11 protein-coding genes are annotated in these 15,081 nt (G+C 69.9%); 5 read left to right on the top strand and 6 right to left on the bottom strand.

Going from position 1 to position 15,081, the window contains the following annotated elements; translation table 11 throughout:
* The 4 genes from M0G41_RS12070 to M0G41_RS12055 form a co-directional block, all read right to left on the bottom strand.
* Positions 1–753, bottom strand: coding sequence for a sensor histidine kinase (locus tag M0G41_RS12070; protein WP_248209544.1), 753 nt, complete (start codon positions 751–753; stop codon positions 1–3).
* Positions 750–3,968, bottom strand: a complete 3,219-nt coding sequence (locus M0G41_RS12065) for a serine/threonine-protein kinase (protein ID WP_248209542.1) — start codon at positions 3,966–3,968, stop codon at positions 750–752. Before M0G41_RS12065 ends, M0G41_RS12070 begins: the two co-directional genes overlap by 4 nt.
* Positions 3,965–4,855, bottom strand: a complete 891-nt coding sequence (locus M0G41_RS12060; protein WP_248209539.1) for a GAF domain-containing protein — start codon at positions 4,853–4,855, stop codon at positions 3,965–3,967. Before M0G41_RS12060 ends, M0G41_RS12065 begins: the two co-directional genes overlap by 4 nt.
* A gap of 66 nt (positions 4,856–4,921) precedes the next feature.
* Positions 4,922–5,737 carry a DUF6689 family protein gene (locus M0G41_RS12055; protein ID WP_248209537.1) on the bottom strand — a complete coding sequence of 272 codons (816 nt, stop codon included), beginning with the start codon at positions 5,735–5,737 and terminating at the stop codon, positions 4,922–4,924.
* Positions 5,738–5,939: 202 nt separating this feature from the next.
* Between M0G41_RS12055 and M0G41_RS12050 the strand changes: the two genes are divergently transcribed.
* From M0G41_RS12050 to M0G41_RS12035, 4 genes are all read left to right on the top strand, one after another.
* The gene (locus M0G41_RS12050; protein ID WP_248209535.1) at positions 5,940–8,429 is read left to right on the top strand and encodes a S8 family peptidase; all 2,490 of its coding nucleotides are present in this window, start codon (positions 5,940–5,942) and stop codon (positions 8,427–8,429) included.
* Between the two features lie 134 nt (positions 8,430–8,563).
* Complete coding sequence (locus M0G41_RS12045) at positions 8,564–8,941, top strand: zf-TFIIB domain-containing protein (protein ID WP_248209534.1); 378 nt, start codon at positions 8,564–8,566, stop codon at positions 8,939–8,941.
* A 62-nt stretch (positions 8,942–9,003) separates the two neighbouring features.
* Positions 9,004–10,542, top strand: a complete 1,539-nt coding sequence (locus tag M0G41_RS12040; protein ID WP_248209532.1) for a nitrilase-related carbon-nitrogen hydrolase — start codon at positions 9,004–9,006, stop codon at positions 10,540–10,542.
* Positions 10,543–10,643: 101 nt separating this feature from the next.
* Positions 10,644–11,843, top strand: a complete 1,200-nt coding sequence (locus M0G41_RS12035; RefSeq protein ID WP_248209529.1) for a hypothetical protein — start codon at positions 10,644–10,646, stop codon at positions 11,841–11,843.
* 40 nt (positions 11,844–11,883) lie between these two features.
* Here M0G41_RS12035 and M0G41_RS12030 read toward each other — a convergent pair whose 3' ends face one another.
* The gene (locus M0G41_RS12030) at positions 11,884–12,699 is read right to left on the bottom strand and encodes a fructosamine kinase family protein (protein ID WP_248209526.1); all 816 of its coding nucleotides are present in this window, start codon (positions 12,697–12,699) and stop codon (positions 11,884–11,886) included.
* 40 nt (positions 12,700–12,739) lie between these two features.
* On the opposite strand from M0G41_RS12030, the gene M0G41_RS12025 reads away from it, so the two are divergent.
* Entirely contained in the window at positions 12,740–13,543 is an 804-nt protein-coding gene (locus M0G41_RS12025; RefSeq protein ID WP_248209524.1) for a DUF2189 domain-containing protein, read from the top strand.
* A 229-nt stretch (positions 13,544–13,772) separates the two neighbouring features.
* Here the strand turns inward: M0G41_RS12025 and metK are convergent, their stop codons facing one another.
* A complete protein-coding gene (gene metK / locus M0G41_RS12020) occupies positions 13,773–14,987 on the bottom strand; it encodes a methionine adenosyltransferase (protein WP_248209523.1) in 1,215 nt (404 codons plus the stop codon).
* Between the last annotated feature and the right edge of the window lie 94 nt (positions 14,988–15,081).

The raw sequence follows: 15,081 nt of genomic DNA, 5'->3' as shown, positions 1-15,081 counted from the left end.
CTATTGTGCGCCTCCCGGCGCCTGCGGTGGCAATGGCAGGCGCGCCAGCAGGCGCAGGCCCTGAGGCTGGGCCGCGCGCACCAGCAGCTGTCCGTCGTGGAGGCGCAGGCGTTCGCGCAGGCCGCTGAGACCACCTCCTCCCCCGAACAGATCGCGGCTGCCCGGCCCGTTACCGTCGTCCTGAACTTCCAGTTCCACCATGGGGCCGGTAACATGCACGCGCAGGGCCACGCAGGACGCGCCCGAGTGGCGCACCGCATTGGTCAGGCCCTCCTGGGCGACACGGAACAGCACGGTCTCGATCTCGCTGTCGGCACGCCATTCGCCATCGGCCTCGAGCGTGCAGGTGATGCCCGCCGATGCCTGCATGCTGCGGCAGAGCCAGCGCAGGGCAGCGACCAGGCCCAGATCATCGAGGATCTGTGGGCGCAGCAGGCGCGAGAGCTGGCGGGTGTCCTCGAGCGTCCCTCGACAGACCTCCAGAGCCTGCCTGGCGAGCTGGCGCTGCGGCTCGGCGCTGTCCGGCAGGCCGTCGGCGAGCATGCCCAGCAGGTGGGAAAGCGCTGTCAGGTTCTGGCCGAGCCCGTCGTGCAGCTCGCGGGCCAGCCGGCGGCGCTCGTCCTCCTGCACCTGATAGACCGAGCGGGCCAGGCGGTTGAAGGTCTGCTGGTTGGCCTCGAGACGCTGCAGCAGGCGCTGGTAGTCGCGGCGCAGCGCATCGAGCGCGGCCACATCGTCGGCGGAGCTGCTCATCGTTCGGCGGCCTGCGGAGGATCGGCCCAGGTTGCCGGCAGCTGCGACTGCAGCGCGGCACGCGCCTCCAGCGCGGCGCGTTCAGCCTGTTCGGCGGCCGGGCCGTCGCCGAACTCCAGCAGCCGCTGCGCCGCCAGCCGATGAAGGGGAAGGCTGGCGAGGTGGCCGGGGAGTCGTTGCAGCTCCTCGCGTGCCTCGGCGTAGGCAATGTCCACGAGCTCTCGGTCGCCGGCCCGGCGCAGCTTCTGTTGCTGCCACAGCCAATGCAAGGGGCGATGGTCGAACTGGGCGAGCGCTTGGGCGAGCGCGGGATCGAACGGATTTCTCAGCGCCTCGATCATGCGTGAGAGCAGGGCCACCCCCGAAGCCCGGGCGTGCGGCATCGCGCGTTCGAGGGCCCGGGTCGCGTCCTCGGGCCGGCCCTCGGCCAGCGCCAGTTCGGCGCCCAGCAGCAGGGCGATGGCCTGCTGCTCCGACGAGGCCGAGTCGAGATCGGCGGACAGCGCTTCCAGCTGCGAGCGGGCCGCGTCATGGCGCCCGGCGACCAGCTGGGCGCGGACCTCAAGCAAGGACAGGTCGACCAGCCCACGTGCGTCCTCGCGCTCGGCGAAGCCCTTTCGGGCCTCTTCGATGCGGGACAGGGCGCGGGCGATGTCGCCTTGCAGCAGGGCCAGTTCTGCGAGGTTCCGCAGGCTGACCGCGCGCTCCTCGGTCAGCTGCTGGTCGGTGGCCTCGCGCAGCGAGTCCTCGAGCAGTTCGCTGGCGCGCTGCCAGCGGCCGCGCACGGTTTCCAGCAGCCCGAGGTTCTGCCGCGCGCGGATCTGCCCGGCCCGGTCGCCGAGGGTGGCAAAGCCGTCGAGCGCCTGCTGCCAGTAGACCCGGGCACTGTCGTAGTCGCCAAGCTGGTATTGGGCGAAGCCGAGGTTGTTCAGGCTCTCGGCGATGCCGAGGCGGTCACCGAGCGCTTCGCGCCCGCGAAGCGCCGCGCGATAGGCCGCCAGCGCCGCAGGATAGTCGCCGCGCTCCTCGGCCAGCAGGCCCAGTTCGTTGTCGATGGCGGCAAGCCCGGCGCGATCCTCGAGCAGGGCAAACAGCGTCCGTGCCTGCTCGAGCAGGGTGGCAGCCTCATCGCCGCGCCCCTGGATCATCGCCAGCTGGGCCACGTTGCGGAGGCTGCTGGCGATCCCGCGTCGGTGACCGATCGACTGGCGCAGCTCCAGCGCGCGGCGATACTGCTGCTCGGCATCGCCCATCTGGCCGAGCCGGGCATAGGCCACGCCCAGCGCGTTCACCGCCTCGGCTTCGGCGAAGCGGTCGCGGTCACGCTTGGCAAGCAGGACGGCGCGCACCAGGTAATCATCGACCGCGGGCCGCATGTCGCCACGCAGGATGGCCAGCTTGCCGCGCAGGAACCAGCCCCGCGCGTCGCCCTCATCGACGGCCAGGCCGGCGAGTACTTCGGCCTCTGCGGCGTCCAGTTCGCCGATAGCGGACAGCGCCTCGGCCAGTTGCCAGCGCGCCCGGGCATCGTCGGGTCGATCCGACAGCCAGGTCCTCAAGGCGCTGATCGCCACCTCGGTCTCGCCCCGCTGCCGCGCAGCCAGCGCGCGGAGCCAGGCGTCCCCGGGTGCGCCCAGCGCCGCCAGCCCGCGGGTGGCAACGCCGGCATCGCCCATGGCAAGGCCCAGTTCGAGCAGCGTGGCGGCGGCGCTGTCGTTCTCCGGGCCCTCGCGCAGCGCCTGGTCGAGCGCCTCGGTGGCGTTTTCCACTCGGCCGCGCAGACGCGCCTCGATGGCCTCGCCCAGCGCATTCATCGAGGACATCGCGGGGAGCGGCGGCGCAGCGCCATCCAGCAACAGGGCGGTCAGCCCGCTCCAGGCCGACGGTGCATCGGCCGCGCGAAAGCTCTGCGGCGCAGCCTGCGCGCGCCCGCCAGCGCCGAGCCACTGCGCCTGCGCCAGCACACCGCCCTCGACCGGGTGCAGGCTGATCGCCAGCCAGCGTTCCGCAGGCAGTTCGGTGGCCCATTCGGTCCGCCAGGGTGGGCCTTCCCTTGGCGTCGGCAAGCGCTCGAAAACGTGATCGCTGCGCTGGCTGTCGACCACAGCCAGGCCCTTGCCCGCCGCCAGCTGCAGGCGCAGGCGGTGGGCCAGCGCACGGGCGGCAGCGGCATCGAGCAGCCCCGCGTTGGCGAGTGGCAGGACCACGCTGCGCCGGGCCTCGGCGAGCGGCGCATCGGGCAGGGCAGCGAGTCCCAGCCAGCCAGCGGCTGCAACCAGCGCGGCCGCCAACCCCCCGCCTACCAGGCGCCGCCGCCATTGCGCCCAGTCCGGCCCGACGCGGCGATTGCGAAGCGCCGCAACCACCGACTCCGCGTCCTGCAGGCGCTGCCCGGGCTGAGCGCGCAGCAGGCGCTGGATCAGCCGCTCCAGCCAGGCCGGCGCGTCGGGACGCAGTCGGCGAAGCGGTATGTTGTGACCGGCGATCCGCTGGGTGAAGAGCTCATTGGCGGTCTGTCCGGCGAAGGGCAGCTGCCCGGTGAGCATCTCGAAGAGCACCACGCCGAGGGCGAACAGGTCGCTGCGGGCGTCCACCGGATATCCGCGGGACTGCTCGGGGGAGAGGTAATCCGGCGTGCCGATGACCTGGCCGGCGCGGGTCAGTCCGCTGCTGCGCAGCGAACGGGCGATGCCGAAGTCCGCGATGCGCGCGTGGCCGTCCTGATCGAGCAGCAGGTTCGACGGCTTGAGATCACGATGCACGACGCCCTGGCGATGCGCCACGGCCAGCCCCTCGGCGACCTCGATGGCGATGCGGACCGACTCCTCGACCGGCATCGGGCCCTCCCGGGCCAGCCGGCGGTCGAGGGCCTCGCCCTCGACCAGTTCCATGCTGATCAGCCAGTCCTCGCCCTCGCGGGCGATGTCGTGGATGCGCAGGACGGCGGGATGCGAGACCTGCCGGGCGAGCAGCACCTCCTGACGGAAGCGCTCGAAGGCTTCGGGACGCGCGGAGATCTCCGCGCGCAGCAGCTTCACCGCCACCGGCACGTCGAGGGCCTCGTCATGGGCGCGGTAGACCACGCCCATGCCGCCGATGCCGAGCACGCCATCGAGACGGTAGCGGCCGCCAAGACGCGTGCCCGGCGGCAGGATCCGCGCGCTCTGGTCGGCCGTGACGGTGGGCGCGTCCTCGCCGCCGGCGGGGCCGTTCATGCGGCTTCCGCGTCGCCGGACTCCCAGCGCGGCAGCTGCTTGAGCAGGCTCATCGCGTCGCGGGCGGCGAGCCACACCGCAGCGCGTTCGGCGAAGGCCGCGGCCAGCCCGACATCGAACTCGGTCAGTGGATGGCCGAGCTCGCGGCGGTCGACGTACAGCGCGGCCACCACGCCCGAGGGGCCCTGCAGGGGCAGGGCCAGCAGGCTGCGGATGCCGGCCTCCAGCACGGATGCCTGGCGCCGGGTGCGCGGATCGCCGCGGGCATCGTTGATCACCACCGGCTCGCCGCGCTCACAGGCGAGCCGGATCGCCGTATGGCTGCCGGAGAATTCCTGCAGGCCCGGGCCAGGGTTCCCGGCGGGGGCATCGTGTTGCGCCGCGACGCGCCATCCGTCTCCATCGCGCAGCAGCAGGAAACCACGCTCGCACTCGGCCAGCTGGATCACCGCCTGAAGCGTCGCGTCGAGCAGGTCCGGGGAGACGCCCTCGACGCCGCCGGCCTTGTCGAAGCGCGCGGCCAGCTCTTCGCCGATCGCCGTGGAGTGCTGCTGGCGCTGCCGCTGGCTGGCACGGGCGGCATCGAGGCCGGACTGACCGCAGGGCTGGAACTCGCAGGTGACGTCACCAAGCTGCAGCCAGTGGTGCGAAGTGAGCGGCGCGCTGTCCACGGGGCGGCCGTCGAGCTGGGTGCCGTTCTTGTTCGAGCGATTGGCTACGCGCCATGTCGGCTGCGACTCGATGAGCAGATGTTCGCGGGAAACCGAGGGGTGACGCAGCACCAGGGTGCAATGCGCCGCGCGCCCGACGAGACAGGAGTCGCCGTCGGCGACCCATGACTCCACGGCGGGACCTTCGGGCAGGTGCGCGACGATGCGGGCGGGCATGGCCCGATCATACACCCGTGCGATTCGCCCTCCCTGCGAGGTGGCGCACCTCCCGGCGGGGACGTTTCAGTCGCCGTAGTCGCGTCGATAGCCGATGCTGTAGACGAGGCTTGAGGCGCCGGCCAGCAGCTCGCCGGCAAGATTGCCGCTGCGCTGCGACGGGGTCCACTCGTTGCCCAGGCCAAGTCCGGCCTCGGAAGATACCTGGGCCCGGAACGCGTCCAGCGCCGCGATGGCCGCTGCGTGCTGGCCGGAGTCCGCGGCGCTACGCGCATCAGCCAGCTGTTGCAGCAGATCGCCGCGCAGCGCGGATGGCGCGGCGGCGGCTCGTGCCTGGAGGGCGTCGAACTTGGAGCCGATCACGCTGGAGGTGCTGCGCAGGTCGACCAGGACGAGGAACTGCGAAAAGCCGCCGGTGGTACCGCGGGTCCGCACGCTGCCGGGCGCCACCTCGTCGGTGATGTCGACGAACTGCCCGCCAAGCGGAGCCTTGAACAGGCGGAAATGGCTGCCCGCGGTGTACGGCAGGGCATGCGTATGCAGCTCGACGCGCACGGTGTCACGCAGGGCGAAGCCGGTCCCTGATGGCGGCTCGACGGTGACCATCAGCGGCAGGGCTGCAGGAATGCTGGCCAACGAGGCGTCGGGCAGTCGGGCGAGCAGGGCCGGATCGGTCACCGACACCAGCTGGGCGGAGATGCCGAGGTTGCCGGCCTGGAGTTGGTCGACATCGCTGAAGTTGAGGATCAGTTCAGCTTCGACGCCGGCGATCGCTATCTCGGCCGTAGCGCTCTTCCCCGCCACAGTGACCAGCACCGCGGCCTGCGCAGTAGCGGCGAGGCTGAAACAAAGCAGGGCGAACAGGGTCTGCAGCGATTTCATCGGGGAACTCTCCCGGCGGACGAACTGGAGGGGTCCGCAACGTCGACCGACTCTACTCCCGCAGCCGGTGGGTAGGAATGGGGGGTTTCACCCACGCGCCGCATGGGATGCGCCGGATTCAGCAGGCCCGGGCAGACACGCACAGTCATCCGGACCCCGGGCCCGAGCGGGCCTGCCCTGAACCGATACTGAGCGAAAACCGATGTCCGAATCCCCGCGCCACTCCCCTGTTCGCCGCCGTCTGGTGCTGAGCCTGGCCGCCCTGCTCACCAGCCAAGTAGCGCTTGCCGACGCGGACATCGGGCTCGACCTCAGCCAGCGCCTGCGCTCGGCCCTGCCCACGGAAGAACTGGAGGTGGTGATCAGCTACGGCCACTCCGGGCCGCTCAGCGCCGAACAGGTCGCCGATCTCGCCGCCCTCGGCATCGAGCGCGGCGTCACCATGCGCAGCCTGCCGATCGCCGGTGCGCTGGCCACCCCGGCGGAGATCGCCGCGATCGCCCAGCGCGATGACGTGGTCTCGATCCACCTCAATGCGCCGCTGCGCTACTTCAACAACGAGGCCCGTCAGCTGACCGGGGCCGCCCGTGTCGCCGAGCGCCCGCAGGAATTCAACCGCGCCGTTCCCTACAGCGGCCAGGGCGTCACCGTGGTAGTGAACGATTCGGGCATCGACGCCACCAACCCCGACCTGCGCTTTGGCAGTCACGTGGTCGAGAACGTCCAGGCCGCGGCGAATCTCGCCGCCTACTCCGGCCTGCTTCCGATCAGCTACGTCGAGGGCCAGCCCAACACCGACACCGGTTCCGGGCACGGCACGCATTGCGCCGGCACCATCGGCGGCACCGGCGCCGGTTCGAATGGCCTGCACCGTGGGGTGGCCCCGGGCGCCGACCTGGTCGGTTACGGATCCGGCGGTGTGCTGCTGATCCTCGACGCCGTTGGCGGCATCGACTACGCGGTGCACAACCAGTTCCGCTTTGACCACCCGATCCGCGTGGTCAGCAATTCGTGGGGCAGCTCGGGCAGGTTCGATCCGACCAACCCGGTCAACATCGCCACCTACGAGGCCTACAAGCGCGGCATCATCAACGTCTTTGCCGCCGGCAACGACGGTCCTGGCGAGGACACCCACAACCCCTACGCGCAGGCGCCGTGGGTGATCTCGGTCGGCGCCAGCGAGAAGGACGCCGTGCTCACCGACTTCTCCTCGCGCGGCAAGCGCGGCGAGAGCGGCAGCTTCTCGATGCCCGATGGCAGCCAGTGGACCTACTACAACGAACCGACCATCGTCGCTCCGGGCGTCGACATCATCTCGACCCGCGCGCTCAGCGGTACGCTTCCGCTGCTCAGTGCCGAGACCGACGCGGCGCTGATCGCGCCGAACCACCTTCCTTATTACACCGTGTCCAGCGGAACCTCGATGGCCACCCCGCACGTCTCGGGCGTGATCGCCCTGATGCTGGAGGCCAATCCCGACCTGACCCCGTCCCAGGTTCGCGACCTGCTTGAGCGCACCGCCACCAACATGGGAGGGCGGCTGGAGTGGGAGGCCGGCGCGGGCCATCTCAACGCCTACGCCGCGGTGGCCGCGGCCGCCGGCCTGCGCAGCGACTACGGCGCCACGGTCAATGCACGCCGCAGCTTCAACGCCAATGCCCAGCTGGCCGGTGGCTCGAGCTTCCCCTTCGAGCTGACCTTCCTGCCGGTGGGCGAGAGCGAGGTGATGCGTTTCGAGGTCGGCCCGCAGACCGCCTGGGTGGCGGCCCGCGCCGAGGTCGACGCGAACACCGTCGCCCTCGTGCTGACCGATCCCGAGGGCAATCGCTACGGCTCCAGCATCACCCTGCCGCTGCTCGGCAGCACCGCCGTGACCGGAGGCCCGGGCGTGCCCGGCACCTGGACGCTGAGCGTGCGCGGCATCGGTTCGGTCTCGGGCGTTGCCCTGGATCCGCTGCGGCTCACCAACGGCTATGCGCTGCCTGGCCCGGTTGAAGGCGAGGTCAGCTTCCTCGACAGCGCCGGCTTCACCGGCATGGATGACGTCGGCAGCCACCCGGCCCGCGGCGCCATCGAATACGCGGTCAGCTATCGCCTGGTGGACGGGCATTCGGACCGCAAGTTCCGTCCCGACAGCGTGCTCAAGCGCAGCGACCTGGCCCGCTATCTGGTGATGGGCGCCAACGTCCGCCAGGCGCTGCCGTTGAACGGCCAGCCGAGCTTCAGCGACCTCTCGACCAGCCACGCGGCCTATCCCTTTGCCGAGGCGGCGGTGGCCAGCGCCGCGCCGCTGCGCGACCTCAGCCAGACCCAGGACGGCGTCATCCGCCTGCTCGGGGGACAGTTCAAGCCGGGCAGCGACGTGCTTCGCTATGACCTGGCCTACGCCCTGGTGCAGAGCCTCGGCCTGCAGCAGGCTGCCCGCGACTTCAGTGGCCCGATCAGCGTGCAGTATGGCGACCAGCGCATCACCCTGAGCGACGACGCGCTGATCCCGGCCGATCTGCGCGGGTACGTACAGCTGGCGCTGGACGCCGGCGTGGTCGATGCCCGCTTCTCGCTGGTGCAGGGGCCGTTCGACCTGCAGCCCACCGTGCGCGCGGCCTTCGAGGGCAGCGGCAAGGTGACCCGTGCCGCCTACGCGGTCGCCGCCGGGCGCTTCCACCAGCAGTTCCTGTCTGCAACCGACTAACCCCTGGGTGGGTTGCGGCGGCGACGGGCCCTTCGGGGCCCGTCTTCGTTTGGGCTCCGGGCCGCTGCCGTGCAGCCTGCAATCTGGCAAAGTGTCGGCTTCCGCAAACCGGCGAAGCGTCAGGAGCGTCGTCCATGAACTGTCCCAAATGCCAGGCCGAAATGCAGGTCGTGCGCGTCGAAGGTGGCGAAGTGGATCGGTGCGGCGGCTGCGGCGGACTGTGGTTCGACATGCTCGAGGACCAGGACCTGCTCTCCCTCGCCGCCGAGATCGACACCGGAGACCCCGAAGTCGGTCGCCGCCACAACGCGATCGACCGCATAAGCTGCCCGAAGTGCTCGGATGGCCAGCCGATGATCCGCATGGTGGACCCGGCGCAGCCGCACATCTGGTTCGAAAGCTGCACGGTCTGCTACGGCAAGTTCTTCGACGCCGGCGAGTACCGCGACCTCGCCGAGTTCACCGTCGCCGACTGGTTCAAGCGGCTGCGCGCCCGACCACGACCTGAGTGACCCCGAAAGGCGCGAGGCGGGGGCGGCCGGATTTGGGGCTGCCGCTGAGAACCGTGCCGTCAGTGCCGATCCGTCTCGCGGCCGGTGTCGGCACAGCGGGGCTCATCCTGCATGCCATCGAGGCCTCCCGCCTGCCGGCCACCCTGGGGCTGCTGGCGTTTGCGCCCTGGCTGGTGTCCCTGCGTGGGCTGGGGCCGAGGTGGGCGGTGCTGAGCGGCGCGCTGATGGGACTTGCCTATACGCTGCCGGGGCGGTGGCAGGCCTTCCACTCGGCAGTGCTCGCCCAAGGTGGTGGAGAGGCCGCGAGCGTCGCGATCACCCTGCTTTTCTTTGCCTGCTTCTCGCTGCCCTTCGCGCTGTTCGCGTTGATGGATCGCTGGGTGCTCGCGGACAACGGAGGCATCCGGGCCTGGCGACCCTGGGTCCGCGCCTCGACGCTGGCCGCGGGGTTGTGCTTTCTGCCCCTGCCGTTTCCCTTCACGCCGCTCGCGCAGCTGGTTGCCGCGCCTTGGCTGCTCCAACCTGCAGCCTTCGGGGGCGAATACCTGGCCCTGGCCCTCGTTCTGCTTCCGGCCGCGGCAGTGGCGGAAGGGGCGGCGGCGCGCTCCGAATGGCGCGCGTGGGGGGCAAAGGTGGCCGCGCCGGTGAGCGTGCTCATCGCGCTGGTCTACCTGCTCGGGGAGGCGCGGATCGAGCAGTTCGACGGCGACGAGCAGGCCGGTCGGGGTGAGGTGGCGAGGATCGCCCCGCTCGGGCTTGATCTTCCCCTGTTCGCCAGTCCTGGCCTCGTGTGGCGTGACCGGCCGGGCGGCAGCGCCTCGGCGGTGGAGCTCAGTCGCGGAGTCGCTGCGCGGTCGTCGGCCTGCGAGCTGCTGGTATGGCCCGAGCTGCCGCTCTCCGTCGAGGCAGCGAGGGAGGGGTGCGCGAGAGCAAGTACCCTCGCAACCGCCCTCGACATCCCGGTGTTGATGCAGTGCTATCGGAATACCCCCGACGGTCCGCCCTATGTCAGCGCGGAGTGGTTCGAGCCGGGAAGCGAAGCGGCGGTGAGCTGGCACGCCAAGTCCGCCCTGGTCCCGTTCTATGAACGACCGATCTGGGGCGAACCGATCTTCTCCGCAGGCGCCCCCGGCGGCGTCTTCCCGGATGCCAAGGGGAGGATTTTCCTGCCCGCGCTCTGCTACGCCCTGCATTCCCGCGAACACCTCGGCGCGGGCGTCCGCCAGGGCGCTCGCGCCGTGCTCCACATGGCCAGCTTCTCGCCCTTTGGTCGGCAGCCGATCGACGTCTGGGACAACGCGCTGGCGCGGATCCGGGCGGTGGAGTTCGGTGTGCCCGTGGTCACCGCCAGCAACCGGGGGCGCCCAGGGTGGGTTGATGCGATGGGTAGGCAGCGGGAGGTCGGCGAGCGCTACGCCGGCACGGCGCATTGTCTTGAGATCTGGATTCCCGACCAACGCCCCGGCCTCGGCGGTCGCTGGATGGGCCAGGCCCTGGTCTGGGCCCTTCTCGGGCTCACCGTGTTGGGCCTGGCGCGCGGCTTCCTCGCTAGGCGGGCGAGCGAGGCTCAGCCCAGCCCAGATCCTGCGCAAACTGATTGATCAGTGGCGGGCGGAGGGCTACGCTTTCGACACAGCCGGCGGCGCGGATCCGACGGCTGCATACCCAAGCGCCTTGTCTGACTCATGCGGATACGACGGCCATGCGAAGCCTGCTGTGGATCATGATTCTCTGCGGCGCGTGCGCCGCCCCTGTTCTCCGGGCCAACCCCATTTGCTGCTACAACTGTCATACCACCGGGCCCAGCCCGCAGTCGGTCAGCAAGCTTGAATTCCGCCAGCAGGTTCCCGCCTGGGCCGACATGATGGCGAAGGTGCGCAGGCATCCGGGCGAGCTGGCGACCGGTGGCGGCACTTCGGCCAAGTTCGTCGGAGCAGTCGAGGGCACCTGGGATGATGTCGACGGCTACATCACCATTCCGTATCGGGTGGCAGGTCTTGGAGAGCTGGACATCCTGCTGCGCGGCTTCCCTGCGCTTCCGACAGCGAGCGAAGCCACCTACGCGACGCCACGCTGGGACCGCCGTCTCTACTGGCTGGAGATGGATGGCCAACCGCCGCGTCTCCTGCAGGCACTGGAACTCGACGACGACTACGTGCCGGAAGCGGGTGACGGCTACTTTGATGCGGTGGACAACGGGCCGGGCACCGTTACCGGCGACTGCACCACGGGTGCCGGGTGCACGCTGAATTTCATCCCCTATTTCCGCTACCGGGAAGCCGGGGTGGACTACTCCGACCCCCAGTTCCCGCGCGACGACTTTCTGCCCGGCAACACTGCTGGTTTCATCGAGGTGGGGATGAGCTTCGTGACCGATGCGCAGGGTGACGCCATCGATGCCCGCGTGCTGTTCAGCGATGGTCGGAGGGAGCCATTCTTTGTCGGGGACTCGATCCAGCTGGCGACGCTGGCCTACAAGATGGACGAGCCTGAGTACATTTACGCCCTGGGCTACGCGCCCTTCGTGGTGCTTGACGACTCGGCGGTGATCGTTCGTCGTGCCTACATTCCAGGAGAGGACTTCAGCGATGCCGCCCTGCCGCCCGACCTCGACGCGGGTGACCGACCGGTCCGTCTGGTGCTGGATGCTTCTACCGCCCAGGGTGACGGCTACTCGGCTGGGGGCGCCCGGGCACAGGATGCCTTCGCCTACGGCGGGCCCTTCGATCTCGGGTTCACCTGGCGCCGGGCGCCGACCCATGTGATCGGCGATTCCTTTGAGCGCCCCCGAGCCGTGCCCCAGGCGGCCGCCAAGCTCGGCAGAACCTCGTGGATCCGGGCGCAGCGGCCACACGCAGCGGAGCGCGGGCAGAGCAGCAGCGAACTGGCCGCTCTACCCTGACGCAAGACCCGGCCGTTGCGCTGAGTCACCGCCCCAGGTTTCAGGTGTGGCGATCGAGCACGCCGAGTACCGCGCTCCGGTAGCCTGCGCCGAAGAGGTTGAGGTGGTTGAGCAGGTGGTAAAGATTCAGCAGGTCGGCGTGGTCCTTCCAGTCTGATCGGCCTCCGGCCCCGACATAGGCTTCGAGGAAGGCGGGCGGCGGGGTGCCGAACAGACCGAGCATGGCGAGGTCCGCGCCCGCCCAGCCGAAATGCACGGCCGCCGCGTCGATCAGCGCCAGCTCGCCGTTCGCGCAGGGGTGCAGGTTGCCCAGCCAGAGGTCTCCGTGGAGCAGGACCGGCGGGGACTCGGGCAGCAACCGATCAAGGCGCGAAGCCAGCCGGTCGATCCGCATCGCCGCGGACGGTGGCAGCAGGCCCGCATCACGGGCCCGGCGTGCCTGGGGCAGCAGCCGACGTTCGGCGAAGAAGCGATGTCCGTCCTGCTCCCATGCGTTGTCCTGCGCGCTGTCGCCGATGTAGCCCGGCGCCGGGAAGCCGAAGCCAGGCCCCCGGCCGGCATGCTGGCGCGCCAAGGCCGCGCCCGCCTGCGCCCAGTCGCGGGCGGAGGGCTGGCCGCTTCCGAGGTCCTCCAGCGCGATGGCGGTTCGGGTCACACCCAGGACCGTGGGCGTGCGCAGCGCACCGGCTTCGGCAAGGATAGCTAGCCCGCGCGCCTCGGCGGCGAAGAAGTCGCCCGGCACCGTGCGCCGACGCTTGACCACCACGGTACGGCCGTCGCCGGCGCCAAGTCTTGCCAGGCCGTCGCCTCCGCGATCCCAGCCGGCGGGCAGTTCGGTGCCGCGACCCGATTCCATGCCGATACGATAGCGCCGGGCGGGCGAGGGGAGGGAAGGCGTGACCGATGACCCGAGGGATGAGGACGAGGCGGCGCGACCAGTGGTCGCATCCTTTCGCCCGGTGGGGCCCGGCGCGCCATGGCGCTGGCTGCGGCGCGGCTGGTGGGATTACCGACGCGCGCCTGCGCTGAGCCTGCTGTTCGGCGGCGTGATCATGGTGGTCAGCCTGGTGGTGACCGCGCTGGCCTGGCAGCTGGGGCGCTTCGCCCTGCTCGCCGCGCTGCTGTCAGGTTTCGTGTTCATCGCGCCGCTGCTGGCGGTCGGCCTGTATTCGGTGAGCCGGGCGCTGGAGACCGGGCGGCGCCCGCGCCTGGTCGACTCGTTCGTGCTGGCGCGGCGGGTGGCGGGACAGGCCGGGGTGTTTGCGCTGGCCCAGCTGGTGATCCTCCTGCTCTGGTCGCGCGCAGGAATGATGGTCAATGTGTTCTTTCCGATGCAGCCGGACAACTGGCGCGCCCTGCTCGAGTTCCTGCTGATCGGCTCTGCGGTCGGCTCGCTGTTTGCCGCCCTGACCTTTGCCTCGACGGCGTTCTCGCTGCCGATGATCGCCGACCGAGAGGTGGACATGATCACCGCCTGCCTGTCGAGCATCCAGGCGGTGCTGCGCAACAAACCGGCGATGCTGGTGTGGGCGGGATTGATCGTGATGCTGACCGCGCTCGGGTTCGCCACGGCCTTCATCGGCCTGGTCGTCGTGATGCCCTGGCTCGCCTATGCTGCCTGGCATGGCTATCGTGAGGTGATCGATGCCTCGGCCTGGCCAAGCCTCGACCAGGCGCCTTCAGGGATACGTGTTCGATAGTCGTAGCAGGCGCATATTTGCCGTTCGCCACGCGTTGCCGACTCCCCAACGGGAGCGTCCTGGATGCACCGACAAGGGCATTCGGATGGTACGTCCGGTGCGGCCAGCCGCACCCTATGAATGTCTTGTTGGAGCCCAGGGTGCCCGTTCATGACGCGTCTTCCGGCCGCGCAAAAGCCGAGGGCCGCACGTGGCGGCCCCCGGGTGCAGCGATGGACTGGCAGAGCGCCTACTTCTTCAGGCCGGCGTCGGCGCGCAGCGCCTCGGCCTTGTCGGTCTTCTCCCAGGAGAAGGCGGTCGCCTTGGTCTTCTTGCCCTGCGCGTTCGCGTACTCGAACTCGTAGGGTGCGCGGCCGAAGTGGCCGTAGGCGGCGGTCGGCTGATACATCGGGTGGATCAGGTCGAGCATCTGGATGATGCCGTACGGACGCAGGTCGAAATGCTTCCGGATCAGCTTGGCGATCTTGTCGTCGGCAATCTTGCCGGTGCCGAAGGTGGTCACCGAGATCGAGGTCGGCTCGGCGACGCCGATGGCGTAGCTGACCTGGATCTCGCAGCGGTCAGCGAGACCGGCCGCGACGATGTTCTTGGCCACGTAGCGCGCTGCGTAGGCCGCCGAGCGGTCGACCTTGGACGGATCCTTGCCGGAGAACGCACCGCCGCCGTGACGGGCCCAGCCGCCATAGGTATCGACGATGATCTTGCGCCCGGTCAGGCCGCAGTCGCCCACCGGTCCGCCGATGACGAACTTGCCGGTCGGGTTGATGTGGAACTTGGTGCCCTTGTGCAGCAGTTTGGCCGGCAGCACGGGCTTGATGATCTCCTCGCGCACCGCCTCGATCAGGTCCTTCTGCCTGACCTCGGGGTCGTGCTGGGTGGAGAGCACCACGGCGTCGATGGCGACGGCCTTGTCGTTCTCGTAGCGCAGGGTGACCTGCGACTTGGCATCCGGGCGCAGCCAGGGCAGCGGCGACTTCTTCTGCTTGCGCACCTTGGCCTGGCGCTCGACCAGGCGGTGCGAGTAGTAGATCGCCGCCGGCATGAACTCCTTGGTCTCGTTGGTCGCATAGCCGAACATCAGGCCCTGGTCACCGGCGCCCTGCTCCTCGGGCTTCTTGCGGTCGACGCCCTGGTTGATGTCCGGCGACTGCTTGCCGATCAGGTTCAGCACGCCGCAGGTCTCGCCGTCGAAGCCGACGTTCGAACTGTTGTACCCGATGTCGAGGATCACCTTGCGGGTCAGCGACTCGAGGTCGACCCAGGCGCTGGTGGTGACCTCGCCCGCGACGATCGCCACGCCGGTCTTGACCAGGGTCTCGCAGGCCACGCGGGCGCGGCCGTCCTGGGCCAGGATGGCGTCCAGCACGGCGTCGGAAATCTGGTCGGCGACCTTGTCCGGATGGCCTTCGGAGACCGATTCGGAGGTGAACAGGAAATTGCTCATCGCTGGCTATATCCCTTTATTCGGATGAAAGGATGAAATCGCGGGCGCGGATGATAGCGCATGTGGCCGCGATACGGGATGGTTCGTTCGGGGT

It is taken from the genome of Pseudomarimonas salicorniae (genome assembly GCF_023156535.1).
Classification (GTDB): Bacteria; Pseudomonadota; Gammaproteobacteria; order Xanthomonadales; family Xanthomonadaceae; genus Pseudomarimonas; species Pseudomarimonas salicorniae.
Note: the sequence above shows the minus strand (reverse complement) of the source record. Positions and strands in the feature narration are given on the sequence as shown.

What these genes read in the sequence shown, in the direction of transcription:
- M0G41_RS12070 (WP_248209544.1), bottom strand. Translation starts at nt 753, where the DNA reads ATGAGCAGCTCCGCCGACGATGTGGCCGCGCTCGATGCGCTGCGCCGC.
- M0G41_RS12065 (WP_248209542.1), bottom strand. Translation starts at nt 3,968, where the DNA reads ATGAACGGCCCCGCCGGCGGCGAGGACGCGCCCACCGTCACGGCCGAC.
- M0G41_RS12060 (WP_248209539.1), bottom strand. Translation starts at nt 4,855, where the DNA reads ATGCCCGCCCGCATCGTCGCGCACCTGCCCGAAGGTCCCGCCGTGGAG.
- M0G41_RS12055 (WP_248209537.1), bottom strand. Translation starts at nt 5,737, where the DNA reads ATGAAATCGCTGCAGACCCTGTTCGCCCTGCTTTGTTTCAGCCTCGCC.
- M0G41_RS12050 (WP_248209535.1), top strand. Translation starts at nt 5,940, where the DNA reads ATGTCCGAATCCCCGCGCCACTCCCCTGTTCGCCGCCGTCTGGTGCTG.
- M0G41_RS12045 (WP_248209534.1), top strand. Translation starts at nt 8,564, where the DNA reads ATGAACTGTCCCAAATGCCAGGCCGAAATGCAGGTCGTGCGCGTCGAA.
- M0G41_RS12035 (WP_248209529.1), top strand. Translation starts at nt 10,644, where the DNA reads ATGCGAAGCCTGCTGTGGATCATGATTCTCTGCGGCGCGTGCGCCGCC.
- M0G41_RS12030 (WP_248209526.1), bottom strand. Translation starts at nt 12,699, where the DNA reads ATGGAATCGGGTCGCGGCACCGAACTGCCCGCCGGCTGGGATCGCGGA.
- metK (WP_248209523.1), bottom strand. Translation starts at nt 14,987, where the DNA reads ATGAGCAATTTCCTGTTCACCTCCGAATCGGTCTCCGAAGGCCATCCG.